The sequence below is a fragment of the Micromonospora sediminicola genome (assembly GCF_900089585.1).
Lineage (GTDB): Bacteria > Actinomycetota > Actinomycetes > Mycobacteriales > Micromonosporaceae > Micromonospora > Micromonospora sediminicola.
On the sequence record NZ_FLRH01000003.1, the window covers coordinates 1,794,791 to 1,807,500 of the forward strand.

General features: G+C 72.2%; 12 protein-coding genes and 2 tRNA genes (1 of these 14 cut by a window edge). 10 read left to right on the top strand and 4 right to left on the bottom strand.

Features of this window, described 5'->3' with window-relative positions; translation table 11 throughout:
• Positions 1-28: 28 nt before the first annotated feature.
• On the bottom strand, positions 29-2,956 hold the full coding sequence (locus GA0070622_RS09070) for an Hsp70 family protein (protein ID WP_091571812.1): 2,928 nt from the start codon (positions 2,954-2,956) through the stop codon (positions 29-31).
• A gap of 128 nt (positions 2,957-3,084) precedes the next feature.
• Here GA0070622_RS09070 and GA0070622_RS09075 point away from each other — a divergent pair, with 128 nt between their 5' ends.
• Positions 3,085-3,777 carry an MOSC domain-containing protein gene (locus GA0070622_RS09075; RefSeq protein ID WP_091571816.1) on the top strand — a complete coding sequence of 231 codons (693 nt, stop codon included), beginning with the start codon at positions 3,085-3,087 and terminating at the stop codon, positions 3,775-3,777.
• Positions 3,774-4,199 carry a nucleoside deaminase gene (locus GA0070622_RS09080; protein WP_091571819.1) on the top strand — a complete coding sequence of 142 codons (426 nt, stop codon included), beginning with the start codon at positions 3,774-3,776 and terminating at the stop codon, positions 4,197-4,199. The genes GA0070622_RS09075 and GA0070622_RS09080 overlap by 4 nt, the downstream gene beginning before the upstream one ends.
• Before the next feature lie 266 nt (positions 4,200-4,465).
• On the opposite strand, the gene GA0070622_RS09085 is transcribed toward GA0070622_RS09080, so the two are convergent.
• Positions 4,466-4,804, bottom strand: coding sequence for a hypothetical protein (locus GA0070622_RS09085; protein ID WP_091571822.1), 339 nt, complete (start codon positions 4,802-4,804; stop codon positions 4,466-4,468).
• A gap of 235 nt (positions 4,805-5,039) precedes the next feature.
• Between GA0070622_RS09085 and GA0070622_RS09090 the strand changes: the two genes are divergently transcribed.
• A complete protein-coding gene (locus tag GA0070622_RS09090) occupies positions 5,040-5,678 on the top strand; it encodes an SAM-dependent methyltransferase (RefSeq protein WP_091571825.1) in 639 nt (212 codons plus the stop codon).
• A gap of 304 nt (positions 5,679-5,982) precedes the next feature.
• On the opposite strand, the gene GA0070622_RS09095 is transcribed toward GA0070622_RS09090, so the two are convergent.
• Positions 5,983-6,056, bottom strand: a tRNA-Gly gene (locus GA0070622_RS09095).
• Between the two features lie 254 nt (positions 6,057-6,310).
• Here GA0070622_RS09095 and GA0070622_RS09100 point away from each other — a divergent pair.
• From GA0070622_RS09100 to clpX, 5 genes are all read left to right on the top strand, one after another.
• Positions 6,311-6,384, top strand: a tRNA-Pro gene (locus GA0070622_RS09100).
• A 148-nt stretch (positions 6,385-6,532) separates the two neighbouring features.
• The gene (tig, locus tag GA0070622_RS09105) at positions 6,533-7,879 is read left to right on the top strand and encodes a trigger factor (RefSeq protein WP_157779179.1); all 1,347 of its coding nucleotides are present in this window, start codon (positions 6,533-6,535) and stop codon (positions 7,877-7,879) included.
• Between the two features lie 174 nt (positions 7,880-8,053).
• Positions 8,054-8,695, top strand: coding sequence for an ATP-dependent Clp protease proteolytic subunit (locus tag GA0070622_RS09110; protein ID WP_091571833.1), 642 nt, complete (start codon positions 8,054-8,056; stop codon positions 8,693-8,695).
• 14 nt (positions 8,696-8,709) lie between these two features.
• Positions 8,710-9,372: an ATP-dependent Clp protease proteolytic subunit gene (locus tag GA0070622_RS09115; RefSeq protein ID WP_013288034.1), complete on the top strand. Its 663-nt coding sequence runs from the start codon at positions 8,710-8,712 to the stop codon at positions 9,370-9,372.
• 228 nt (positions 9,373-9,600) lie between these two features.
• Positions 9,601-10,893 (top strand): ATP-dependent Clp protease ATP-binding subunit ClpX, encoded by a 1,293-nt coding sequence (gene clpX, locus GA0070622_RS09120; protein ID WP_089158259.1) that lies wholly within the window; start codon positions 9,601-9,603, stop codon positions 10,891-10,893.
• Between the two features lie 24 nt (positions 10,894-10,917).
• Here the strand turns inward: clpX and GA0070622_RS09125 are convergent, their stop codons facing one another.
• Positions 10,918-11,541 (bottom strand): helix-turn-helix domain-containing protein, encoded by a 624-nt coding sequence (locus GA0070622_RS09125; protein ID WP_091571836.1) that lies wholly within the window; start codon positions 11,539-11,541, stop codon positions 10,918-10,920.
• Between the two features lie 41 nt (positions 11,542-11,582).
• Here GA0070622_RS09125 and GA0070622_RS09130 point away from each other — a divergent pair, with 41 nt between their 5' ends.
• Entirely contained in the window at positions 11,583-12,416 is an 834-nt protein-coding gene (locus tag GA0070622_RS09130; RefSeq protein ID WP_091571841.1) for an EamA family transporter, read from the top strand.
• A 40-nt stretch (positions 12,417-12,456) separates the two neighbouring features.
• Positions 12,457-12,710: the beginning of a carbon-nitrogen hydrolase family protein gene (locus tag GA0070622_RS09135; RefSeq protein WP_091571845.1), read on the top strand. The gene runs 544 nt beyond the window's last position; 254 of the gene's 798 nt are visible here — the first part of the coding sequence; the start codon lies at positions 12,457-12,459; the stop codon falls past the right edge of the window.

The window sequence follows — 12,710 nt, forward strand, 5'->3', positions numbered from 1 at the left end:
TCACTTTCGGTCCGCCGTCCGGACGCCCTCACCCGGCGAACCGGTACAGCCGGAACTCCTTGTCCGCGCCGCACACGAGCGTGTCGGTGTTCCACGAGCAGGACTCGCTGCGGACCTGCTTGACCAGCCCCATCTCGAACGGCTTCCCGGCCACCGCCAGCCCGGCGAGGCTGCGGTCGTCCTCGTAGCCGCTCGGCGCCTCGCTGAACAGCAGCAGGTTGCCGGCGTCCAGCCGGACCGCCACGCCGTCGCGGTCGCGCAGGACCGGAGCGGCGCCGTCCGGCCCGAACAGGGTCACCGTGTCGCGCGGCGTGCCCCGCTCGGCCAGCAGGTGCTCGCCGAGCGGGACCAGCCGTTCCGCCTGGGGGGCGGGCCACTGCCGGCTGTCCTCGCCCTCGGTCACCGCGACCACCCGGGTGCCGTCCGCGCCGGCCTCCGGCACCTCCAGCAGGCAGGCGCGGTGTTCCCCGCAGGTGACCAGGTCCTTCGCCCGGCTGCCCGGCTCCGATGCGTACAGCACGTCGGGCACGCCCAGGCTGCCCAGGTCGTAGGAGACCAGGCGCAGGCCCCGGTCGGTCTCCGCCACGTACAGCCGGTCGTCGCGGGCGGTCACCGGGTCGTCGAGGTCGGCCACGTTGCCCCGGCTCTTCAGAATCTCGCCGCTGCCCATGGCGAGCACCCGCACCGACCGGTCCGCGCCGACCTGCACCAGCCGGTCGGCCTTCCCCGCCCACGGCGCGCGCGGCGAGCCGTCCGGATATCCGGCCCCGTCGAGCGCCTCGGCGGTCGCGACCGGGACCACCACGGTCCGGGCGTCGCCGTACTCGCTGCGCGGGTTGTCCTGCACCCAGCGCTGCCGGCCGTCGTCCAGCCGCAGCCCGACCAGCCGGTTGCCGGTCCGGTCCAGCCACACCACCCGGTCGGCGCCGAGGAAGATCTCGTCGTCGCCCCGGATGTCGATCTTCCACCGCTGGTCGCCGTTCCCGCCGTCGAGCACCAGCAGGGGGCGGGGCGTGGCGGAACCGGACGCCTCGGCGAGGACGGCGACGCCGTCGGGCAGCGCGCGGATCCCGGCCCACCGGTCCGCGCCCACCCCGGTCTGCTGCTCCCAGATCTTCTTCCCGGTGGCGGTGTCGACCGCCCGCACGGTGAGGCGGTCGTCCGGCCGCGACCAGGCCAGGTAGGCGCGGTCGGCCACTGTCGCGGTGAACATCTCACCCGGCCGTTCGTCGCCGACGGCCGCCGTCCCGACCAGCACCGGCGCCTGGAAGTCCAGCGCCGGGTGCCGGTCCCGGAACACCCAGAGCAGCGTCGCGGCCGCCAGGCCGACCACCACCACACCGGCGCCCAGCGCGATCCACCGGCCCCGCCGGCCGCGTCCCCGACCCCCGCCGCCCGGCGGTGCGGCGTCCGGGGTCGGCGGGAGGGGCGATCCGGGTACGCCGGCAACCGGCGCCGCGCTCGGCCAGCCGCCATCGGCCGGCCGCGCCTGTTCGGGTGTCGCAGGGGCGGCGTACGCCGACGCGTACCCCGGCACGAACGCGCCGGCGTGCGACGGCGCGCTGCCCGGCGGGGGCGCCGGACGGGCCGTGGCGGCGTACCCCACCGGGTTCTGCTCGGATGCGTCGGCGACCAGCGTGCCGTGCGGGCCGGCGGGCGCCGGGGCCGTCGCCTCGGGGACGGTGCCGTGCGGTCCGCGCACCGACGCGGGGCCCTCCCCGGCGCGGGCCGCGGGGACGGTGGTCGCCTCGTGCCCGCCCGGCGCCGGCGCTCCGGGCTGCGGTGGCGCCACCGGCGCCCCGGGACGCCGGGCCGCGCGGGGCAGCGGCAGGTCGGTCAGCGCGCCCTCGGCGACCGGCAGTTCCGGCTGCTCCAGCACGGTCGGCGCGATCCCCAGCTCGGCGTGCAGCAGCCGGGCCACCAGCGGCACCCGGGTCGAGCCGCCGACCAGGAAGAGACCGGAGAGCTGGTCCGGGCGCAGGCCGGCGACGGCGGTCACGTGCCGGGTCTCGGCGACCGCGCGGGCGAGCAGCGGCGCGGCGAGCCGCTCGAAGTCCTCCCGGGTCAGCGGAACGGCCTCCTCCACCCCCGGTACGGCGACCGGCGCGACCACGGCCCGGGAGAGCATCTCCTTGGCGCCGCGCACGTTGTCCCAGAGCTGCTGGCGGTCCCGTCGCTCGGCGGTCGTCGTCGGGTCGGTCAACCGGGCCCACCGCTCGGGATGGGCCGGCCGAACCAGCTCACCGAGCCGGCCCAGCAGGGCCGCGTCGAGGTCCAGCCCGCCCAGGTCGGCGATCCCGCCGGTGGCGACGAGCACGAAGCCGGAGTCACCCCACGGGTCGGCGCCCTCGTTGCGCAGCACGGCGACGTCGAGCGTGCCCCCGCCGAAGTCGAAGACCGCCACCACGCCGCCCACCGGCACCGGCCGGCGCAGCACCTGGGTGTAGTAGCGGGCCGCGGCCACCGGCTCGCGCAGCAGGCGGGTGCCGGGCGCGATCGGCCCGGCGAGGGTGTGCTCGGCCGCCGCCGGCCACCCGGCCAGCTCCAGCGCGTCGTGCAGCACCTGTCGCCGGGGCGCCGCCCAGGCCGCCGGATGGGTCACCACCGCCGGGGGCAACAGGCCGACCGCGGCCACCGCCGCGTCCGCGACCGCCCGCAGCGTCGCGGCCAGCAGCTCCGCCGGCCGGTACGCGCGCCCACGCAGCTCGACCGTCTCCTCGTCGACCCGCCGCTTCGGGTTCGGCTCGTAGCCGGCCGGGTCGGCCTGGGCCAGGCGCTGCGCGTCCCGGCCGACGTGCAGGTGACCGTCGGCGTCGGCGTACACACCGGACGGCAGGATCGGGTGGCCGTCCACCAGCAACGGCCGGGTACGCCCGTCGGGCCGGCGCAGCACCGCCACGGTGTTCGAGGTGCCGAGGTCCACGGCGAGCGCGAAACCGTCCTGCTGGCCTGACATCCGTCGCTACCTCCACCCGACGAGCCGATGTCCGGCCCCGCATCGTACGCAGCCCGCGCCGCCGCGCTTCCCGCCCCGGTGCGGGAATGGGGTGGCCGGGTCGGCCCCCAGCGCCTACCGTCGCCGCCATGAAGGTGCTCTCGGTCAACGTCGGCCGGCCGCGACCCAACCCGTGGAAGGGAATCGGGGCCACCGGCATCGACAAGCGGCCCGTCGACGGTCCCGTCCCGGTCACCGCGCCCGGCCCCAAGGGCACCGGCCAGGTCGGGCTGGCGGGCGACCGGGTCTACGACGTGGCCCACCACGGTGGCCCCGACCAGGCGGTCTACGCGTACGCCCGGGAGGCCCTGGACCGCTGGGAGGCCGAGCTGGGCCGGGCGCTGCCGAACGGGGCCTTCGGAGAGAACCTGACCACCTCCGGCGTCGACGTCGACGGCGCGCTGATCGGGGAACGGTGGCGGGTCGGCGCGGACCTGGTGCTGGAGGTCTCCTGCCCGCGCATCCCGTGCGGCACGTTCCAGGGGTGGCTGGGCGAGCGCGGGTGGATCAGGCGGTTCACCGAGGCGGCGCGGCCGGGGGCGTACCTGCGGGTGGTCACTCCGGGCAGCGTGCGGGCCGGCGACCGGGTCGAGGTCGTGCACCGCCCCGACCACGACGTGACCGCGGCCGTCGTGTTCCGGGCGACGACGCTGGAGCCGGAGTTGCTGCCCCGGCTGCTGGTCGCCGACGCGCTGCCCGGGGAGGACAGGGAACGGATCCGCCGCCGACTGGAGGCGTCCGCCGCCGTGGCGACGCACGACGGCCCCGAGGAGGCCCGATGACACCGGACGACGAAGCGTTCCTGCGCCACGCCGTGGCCCTCGCCGACCGGGCCGGGGCGTCCGGGGAACGGCCGTTCGCCTCGTTGCTGGTCGGTCCGGACGGCAGCGTCCTGATCGAGGACCACAACACCGTGGTCTCCGACTCGGACGTCACCGCCCATCCGGAACTCAAGCTGGCCCGCTGGGCCGCCCGGGAACTGGCCCCCGACGTGGCCGCCGGCACCACCATGTACACCAGTTGCCAGCCCTGCCCGATGTGCGCGACCGCGATCGGCGTGTCCGGCCTCGGCCGGGTGGTGTACGCGCTGTCCAGCGAGCAGTTCGCCGCGGTGAAGCCGGCCACCCCGGCGCCGCCCCCGGTGCGCTACGAGGGGCCGGCGCTGTTCGACGAGGCGCGCCGGCCGATCGAGGACCACTACTAGGTCCGTCCGCGCTCGTCACGAGGCAAGCCTCCGTGGCGGTGGTCCCGTTCACCAGTGCCGAATCCCGTTCGCCCTGGGCCGGCACACCGGGCAGGATGCCGGCATGGCCGGCCAGGAACTGCCGCTTGCCGACGCGCTGGCGCTCGGTCTCCGGCAGGCCACCGGCTCGGCGGCCTGGTCTCGGCAGTCTCTCGTGGCCTCGGCTGGCCCTGTTGTCCTCGCCCAATGGCACGCTAATGGCACGCCGAGTCCTGCCCGTCGCGTTGTCAGTCCCCTACGAACGCGATCGAGGCATCCGTCATCGTGGCGCACACCTCAGCCAAGATCCGCAGCCTCTCCAGGCCACGGCGCTCCGGCTCCTGCCGCGCGGAGGGCAACAGCCTCTCAATCTCGGAGAGAAGCTGCGGCATGTCGAACGGCATGAACTGCACGTCGCCGTAGGGATCGACACGACTAAGCAAGGGGAAGCTGGACTCTTCCCTCCCTAGCACCCGGTCGAAGTCGCCTGCCGCGTCAAACGTCCCGCCAGCGGGGTCGGGCAGCCCGATCAGCTGCCTCCCCGCCTGCCATAGAGATGCCTGGACGCCCATGTGCTGATGATCCATGGTGCATCGCCGGCTAGGCATCGCACCTGCAGGTTGGAAGAGCGCGATCAACCGGCCGTGATGCCCGAAACGCCTGCGGCCGGCGGCAGAGCCGGAAGCCACTCGTGACCGCTGATGACCGCTGCGCGCCACGGTTACTGGGCCGTGGATGGCCCAGGCCGGGCCGGACGCCCGCAATTGGTCTCGGTCTGTAACGGGGCATCGCTGTAAGTTCTGCTCTGGCAAGGTGGCCCAGATGACCGCCCAGACTCACTGGCAGGCGTGGCATGAACCCTACGCCGATGAGGGTTCCCCCCTGTCGCGTCGACTGCGGCTGGTGCAGCAGCACATCGCCTCGTGGCTTGATCAGCGCTCCGACGAGCGGCTGACCGTGGTGAGCGCGTGCGCAGGGCAGGGCCACGACCTGATCGGTGTCCTCGCCTCAAGGCCTGATGCTCAACGGGTACACGGGACCCTGCTTGAGTACGACGCGGGCAACGTGGCCGCCGCTCGAGCCGCAGCCGATCAGGCCCGGCTCTCGAACCTCGTTATCAAGCAGGCAGACGCGGGCCAGCTCTCTTCGTACGTCGGTGCGGTACCGGCCGACCTGGTGCTCATGGTCGGGGTCTTCGGCAACATCTCGGACGCCGACGTGAAGCGAACGATCGCCGCCCTGCCCCGGTTGTGCGCAGAGGGCGCCAGCGTGATCTGGACCAGGGCGCGACGGGCACCGGATCTGACGCCAGCCGTACGTGGGTGGCTCCGGGACGCCGGCTACGTGGAGGAGGCATTCCACGCTCCGGACGACGTGCGGTTCTCGGTCGGCGTCCACCGGTTCGAAGGCGCGCCCCAGCCTCTGGACGCCGCAGGAACGGTCTTCACGTTCCTGCACTGATGGTGATGCGGTAGCCCTTGTGGTGCCCGACGAGGTGATCCGCCCCGGCCGATGCCTCCAGAGGCGGGGGAGATCCCGCCCCGCGTACCCGCCAGCTCTACGAATACCTGTTCGCCCTTCACCTCGGCCCGCACCTCGGGCACCTCGCCCTCGCCGCGATCAAGCTGGCGGCCATAGCCGCATCGGCGGGGAGGGCCGACGCCGCCGGTGAATGGCACGCGGATTGGCACGCAAGATCAAAGCATGGGGGAGAAGCGAAAGGCCCAGGTGCCGCGATCATGCGGTCTACCTGGGCCTTCGTGGGTGGAGCGGGCGACGGGAATCGAACCCGCGTAGTCAGTTTGGAAGACTGAAGCTCTACCATTGAGCTACGCCCGCGTGCACCCCACAGCGGCGGGGCGCGCCCGACAGCCTACCGAATCCCCGATCCGGACGCGCGGCGGTATACCGCGTCGTCGTCGACCTCCATGATCGACGCCACCTCGGCGAGGTGGCGGGGTTCGGGGCAGGACGATCCCGCCACCTCGGTGAGGTGGCGGGGCACGGCCACCGGCCGGCAGGCCCCGCCGGGCGACGCGGCGCGCCCCGGTCACCCGCTCGGGGGCCCGGACGGCATACACTCTTCGTCGCCACGGGGTGTGGCGCAGCTTGGTAGCGCACTCGCTTTGGGAGCGAGGGGCCGTGGGTTCAAATCCCGCCACCCCGACTGTCGTACGCGACCGGATCGTCCCGGGAACCGCCGGTTTTACCGCGCGGCACCCGGGCGCTGCCCGTGCCGCAGCCCGGCTCGCCTACACTCGATGCGCGCAATCACGCCCCAGACTCAACACCCAGATCCGTCAAGGAGTACGCCTGTGAAGAGCACCGTCGAGACTCTGAGCCCGACGCGCGTGCGGCTCGCCATCGAGGTGCCGTTCGTCGAGCTCGAGCCGAGCCTCAAGAAGGCGTACCGGGAGATCGGCCAGCAGGTCCAGGTTCCCGGCTTCCGCCGGGGCAAGGTTCCCAGCGCGGTGATCGACCAGCGGGTGGGCCGGGGGACCGTCCTCAACGAGGCGATCCAGGAGGCCATCCCGCAGAACATCCTCGCCGCGGTCCGCGAGCACGACCTCAAGACGCTCGGCCGCCCCGAGGTGGACATCACCGAGTTCAACGACGGTGACTCGCTCAACTTCACCGCCGAGGTCGACGTCCGTCCGGAGATCACGCTGCCGGACCCGGCCACCATCGAGGTGACCGTCGACGAGATCGAGATCGCCGACAGCGAGATCGACGACCAGGTCAACAGCCTGCGCGAGCGTTTCGCCACGCTGAAGACCGTCGAGCGGGCCGCCCAGGAGGGCGACTTCGTGCAGATCGACCTGAACGCCACGGTCGACGGCGAGGAGGTGCCGGGCGGCTCGGCGAGCAACATCTCGCACGAGGTGGGCAGCAAGCAGCTGCTGCCGGGTCTGGACGAGGCGCTGGTCGGTCTGGCCGCCGGCGAGAGCACCACCTTCACCACCCAGCTCGTCGGCGGCGACTACGCCGGCCGCGACGCCGACGTGGCGGTGACCGTCCGCACGGTGAAGGAGAAGGAGCTCCCCGAGCTCGACGACGACTTCGCGCAGATGGCCAGCGAGTTCGACACCATCGAGGAGCTGCGCGGCGACCTGCGGGAGCGGGTCACCCGGGGCAAGCAGGTCGAGCAGATCTACGCCGCCCGCGACAAGGCCCTCGAGCAGATGGTCGCCGCCGCCGAGGTGCCGGCGCCGGAGGGTGTCGTCAAGGAGGAGGTCGAGAGCCGCAAGGCCGCGATGGTCGACCAGCTCGAGCGCATCGGCGCCTCCCTGGAGGAATACCTCGCCGCCGAGGAGAAGACCGAGGAGCAGATCGACGCCGAGCTGACCGAGGCGGCGACCGACGGCGTCAAGATCCAGCTCCTGCTGGACACCCTGGCCGACGCCGAGGACGTGCAGGTCTCCGACGACGAGTTCGGGCACGAGATCGTGCACCGCGCCCAGCGTGCCGGCATGGCTCCCCAGCAGTACTACGACCAGCTGGTCCGCTCCGGCGCCGCCGCGGCCGTCTTCGGTGACGTCCGCCGGGGCAAGGCGCTCGCCGCGGTGATGGAGAAGATCACGATCAAGGACGCGGCGGGCAACGAGGTCTCCCTCGACGCGCTGCGGGCCCAGAACGAGGCCGAGCACGACCACCAGCACTGATCGTCAGGGCGTCGGCCGTCGTCCCGCGCTGCGCGCCGGGCGGCGGCCGAAACCCTTTCCGGGGTACGCCGACCGGGTGACTGCGCTGAGAGCGAACAGTGCCCCGACCGGGAGTACGCCTCCCGGCAGAGCGGTTAGTGTCGGGTAGGACGGTACGGAGAGCGAAGGGCTGCCATGACCGACATGCACATCCCCAAGAAGTCGCTCCGGGCGATCGAGGCCCGCGGTGGCGACTCCATTGGCAACCTCGACGACTCGGTCTACAACCGGTTGCTCAAGGAACGGATCATCTTCCTGGGCAGCGAGGTGAACGACCAGGTGGCCAACCGCATCTGCGCGCAGCTGCTGCTGCTCGCGGCGGAGGACCCGGACCGCGACATCTTCCTCTGGATCAACTCGCCGGGTGGCTCGGTCTACTCCGGCATGGCGATCTACGACACGATGCAGTACATCGACAACGACGTGTCGACGGTGGCCATGGGCATGGCGGCCTCGATGGGCCAGCTCCTGCTCTGCGCGGGCACCAAGGGCAAGCGCTACGCCCTGCCGCACGCGCGGATCATGATGCACCAGCCCTCCGGCGGCCTCGGCGGCACCGCGTCGGACATCGCGATCCAGGCCGAGCAGATGCTCTACACCAAGCGGATGTTCCAGGAGCGGGTCGCGCACCACACCGGCCAGTCCCAGGAGCAGATCGAGGCCGACTCGGACCGCGACCGTTGGTTCACCGCCCAGGAGGCCATGGACTACGGCTTCATCGACAAGGTGATCATCGGAGCCGCCCAGGTTCCGGATGGCGCCGGGACCCTGAGCTGAGCGAGGAGCTGACGATGACCGACCTGAGCCTGCCGCCCCAGTTCGCGGCCGTGCACAACCGCTACGTGCTGCCGTCGTTCGTCGAGCGCACGTCGTACGGGATGAAGGAGTCCAACCCGTACAACAAGCTCTTCGAGGACCGGATCATCTTCCTCGGCGTCCAGGTGGACGACGCGTCGGCCAACGACGTGATGGCCCAGCTGCTGACGCTGGAGGGCACCGACCCGGACCGCGACATCATCATGTACATCAACTCGCCCGGCGGTTCCTTCACCGCCATGACGGCGATCTACGACACCATGCAGTACGTCCGCCCCGACATCCAGACCGTCTGCCTCGGGCAGGCGGCCAGCGCGGCGGCGGTGCTGCTCTCCGCGGGCACCCCGGGCAAGCGGATGGCGCTGCCCAACTCCCGGATCATCATCCACCAGCCGGCCACCGAGGGTGGCTACGGCCAGGGCTCGGACATCGAGATCCAGGCGCGGGAGATCCTGCGGATGCGGACGCAGCTGGAGGACATGCTGTCCCGGCACTGCAACCGCCCGATCGAGCAGGTTCGCAAGGACATCGACCGTGACAAGATCATGACGGCCGAGGAGTCCAAGGAGTACGGGCTGGTCGACACCATCCTGACCAGCCGCAAGAAGGGCCTGCTGGCGTCCCACGCCGCGGGCTGAGCGACGCGGGGTCGGAGGTCGGCCGGGGCATCGTTCCCGGCCGACCTCTGACACACCCGTTTTGGGGGTCGGAGAAAACCCGGCCACCGGGTAACGTCGGGTCTGTACCGCTCCGCGGGTCGGATCGGGTGGAGCCGACAGCATGGTGGAACGACAGGACGGACGAGCGCCCCGGGCGCTCGCAGGTCAGGGCCGGCGCTCCGGCCGATGAGTGCAGGGAGAACGTAGGTGGCACGGATCGGTGACGGCGGCGACCTACTGAAGTGCTCCTTCTGTGGCAAGTCGCAGAAGCAGGTCAAGAAACTCATCGCGGGCCCCGGCGTCTACATCTGCGACGAGTGCATCGATCTCTGTAACGAGATCATCGAGGAGGAGCTGGCCGAGTCCGGCGAGGTGAAGTGGGAAGAGCTTCCCAAGCCGATGGAGATCTGCCAGTTCCTCGACAACTACGTCGTCGGCCAGGAGCAGGCCAAGAAGGCGCTCGCCGTCGCGGTCTACAACCACTACAAGCGGATCCAGGCGGAGGCCGCCGGCGCGCCCGGCTCGGGCAGCGACGGCGTCGAACTCGCCAAGTCCAACATCATGCTGCTCGGTCCGACCGGCTGCGGTAAGACCCACCTGGCGCAGACGCTGGCCCGGATGCTCAACGTCCCGTTCGCGATCGCCGACGCCACCGCCCTCACCGAGGCGGGCTACGTCGGCGAGGACGTGGAGAACATCCTCCTCAAGCTGATCCAGGCCGCCGACTACGACATCAAGCGCGCCGAGACCGGCATCATCTACATCGACGAGGTCGACAAGATCGCCCGCAAGTCGGAGAACCCGTCGATCACGCGCGACGTCTCCGGCGAGGGCGTGCAGCAGGCGCTGCTCAAGATGCTGGAGGGCACGGTCGCCAACGTGCCGCCGCAGGGCGGCCGGAAGCACCCGCACCAGGAGTTCATCCAGATCGACACCACGAACGTGCTGTTCATCTGCGGTGGCGCGTTCGCCGGCCTCGACCAGATCATCGAGGCCCGCACCGGCTCCGGCGGCACCGGCTTCGGCGCCCGACTCCGGTCGGTGTCGGAGCGGTCCACCGACGACATCTTCAGCCAGGTCATGCCGGAAGACATGTTGAAGTTCGGGCTGATCCCCGAGTTCATCGGCCGGCTCCCGGTGATCACCAACGTACGCAGCCTCGACCGGGGCGCCCTGGTGAAGATCCTCACCGAGCCGCGCAATGCGCTGGTCCGGCAATATCAGCGCCTGTTCGAGCTGGACGGCGTCGAGCTGGAGTTCGAGCAGCCGGCGTTGGAGGCCATCGCCGACCAGGCGATGCTCCGCGGCACCGGCGCCCGTGGCCTGCGGGCCATCATGGAAGAGGTGCTCCTCTCCGTGATGTACGAGGTGCCGAGCAACCCCGACGCCGCCCGGGTGCTGATCACCCGCGAGGTCGTCCTGGAGAACGTCAACCCGACCATCGTGCCCCGCGAGTTCACCGGCCGGCGCCGGCGGGACCGCGAGGAGAAGTCGGCCTGAGCCGTCGTCGCGACCGCGCCCGGGTCAGCTCGGGCGCGGTCCGCGTGACCGGGTCCGCCGGTCCCACTCGCCCGACGGGGTGACCACCACCATCACGAGGCGTACCGGCTCGTCGCCGACCACCCGGTAGCCGTGGTCCCGGTCGGCGTGGAACTCCACCGTCTGGCCGGCGCGCACCTCGTGGTCGACGCCGTCGACGGTGACCGTGACGGCGCCGTCCAGCACGTACAGCACCTCGCGGGTGCCGTGCGCGTGGTCGGCGGAACGCAACTCCTCACCCGGCCGCATCCGCCAGTCCCAGAGTTCGACCAAATCGGGTTCGCCGAGGCCGCTGAGCAGTCGCGCGGTGCCGCCGTGCGCGCCGCGCCACAGCACCGGCGCCTCGTCCGCCGTGGTGACCCGTACCGCCTTCTCCTCCGCCGGCTCCAGCAACCGGGCGATGTTGACGCCGAACGCGTCGGCGACCCGGCAGAGGGTGCCGATGCTCGGGTTGGTCCGGGCGCCCTCGATCTGCACGAGCATGCCCTTGCTGACGCCGGACCGGCCGGCAAGCTCGTCGAAGGACCAGCCCCGGGCGGCCCGCAGTTCGCGTACCTGCCGGGCGACCGCGGAGGTCACCGCGCCCACGCGTCCGCCGGTATCGGTCATCACACTGTCCTTCGCGGTCAATATTATGGTACGACTGTCGGGTGCTTCCCATTGTGCTCGCCGCGGTGTCCGCGATCGCGTTCGGCACGGCCGACTTCTCCGGGGGCAAGGCGTCCCGGCACGCCCACCCGATCGCCGTGACCGTCGTCTCGCAGCTGCTCAGCCTGCCGCTGCTGCTCGTCCTCGTGCTCGTCGTGCCCGGCACGCCGGCGCCGCTCGACCTGGCCTGGGGCCTGCTCGCCGGGGTGGCCGGCGCCGCCGGCGTCATGCTGCTCTACCGCGCGTTGGCCACCGGCGTCATGGCGGTCGTGGCACCGGTCACCGCGATCACCGCCGCGGTCGTGCCGATCGTCGCCGGCCTGTTCCTGGCCCACTCCCCGGGCACCCTCGCGCTGGGCGGCGCCGGGCTCGCCGTGGTGGCCATCGCGCTCGTCAGCCTGGGGGAGCGGGGTGACGCCGGCCGCCTCTCCGGCCGGGTGATCGGCACCGCCCTCGCCGCCGGTCTGCTCTTCGGCATCTTCTTCGCCCTCCTCGGCCAGGCCGACGAGAGCGCCGGCATGTGGCCGGTGCTGGCGGTACGCGTCAGCTCGATCGCCTTCGGCCTCGCGCTCGTCGCCCGCACCGGCGCCCGCCTGCGACTCGGCCGACGGGTGCTCGGCTGGACGGCCGCCGCCGGCCTGCTCGACTCCGCGGCGAACGCGCTCTTCCTCGCCGCCGCCGGTCGGGGGCACCTCAGCGTGGTGGCCGCGATCGCCTCGCTCTACCCGGCGAGCACCGTCCTGCTGGCGCTCGCCGTCGACCGGGAACGGCTGCGGCCGGTGCAGCTGGCCGGGCTCGGATTCGCCGCCGCCGCGCTCGTGCTGGCCAGCGTCTGAACCCTGTCGCCCATCCGCCTGCCCCCGTACCCTCGGGGTCATGCGCGTCGCCGTCTGCCAGCTCAACACCCGCGACGACCGGGCGGCGAACCTCGCCGCCGCCGAGGCCCTGCTGGTCCGGGCCGCGGCGGCCGGCGCCGACCTCGCCGTCCTTCCGGAGTACGTGGACTACCTCGGCCCCGCCGACCGGATGCCACCGGCCGAGCCGGTGGACGGCACGGTGGGGCGGTTTTTCGCCGAGGCCGCCCGGCGGCTCGGCATGTGGGTGATCGCCGGCTCGTTCCACGAGGCCGG